Source organism: Neisseria sp. HMSC061B04 (genome assembly GCF_001836705.1).
Taxonomy (GTDB): Bacteria; Pseudomonadota; Gammaproteobacteria; order Burkholderiales; family Neisseriaceae; genus Neisseria.
Genome location: NZ_KV830212.1, coordinates 1 through 439 on the forward strand (window position 1 = coordinate 1; position 439 = coordinate 439).

The 439-nt window shown below is 46.7% G+C and carries 1 protein-coding gene; it reads left to right on the forward strand.

All coding sequences use genetic code 11. The features are described 5' to 3' along the window. On the forward strand, nt 1–439 hold a 439-nt coding region (locus HMPREF2661_RS08845), incomplete at both ends, for a type IV secretion system protein (RefSeq protein WP_141759997.1).

Here is a 439-nt window from a genome sequence, read left to right on the forward strand (position 1 = left end):
CATCGCCATGGCTCTCTTTATCGGCTTTGCGCCTATCTTTATTTTATGCCTTCTGTTCAAAAAAACAGCACCCCTGTTTCAAAAATGGCTATACTATGGGCTGGCAACCATCTTTTCAGGGGTTATGCTCGGTGTAATGTCAGATATTGCCATGGACTTAGTTTCCAATGTCGGTACCAGTCTTTTTCTCTCAAAAGAGGCTATGCAGTTTGTGACTACTAAAGAAACCCTTGTGGGCCTTGCCGATACAGCTACCCAGCAGTTGGGTTTGGGACTGATTCTCTCGACTTTGTTGATTGTGGTGCCGCCTATGGCGGGGGTGTGGTTTAATGGCGTGATGGGCAGCTTCAGTGGTTATAACCCGGCAGAACGTTGGAATAACCCAAATAATGGACAACCGAGTACGATGCCAGGGCATAATGCACCTCCTCAGATTAAT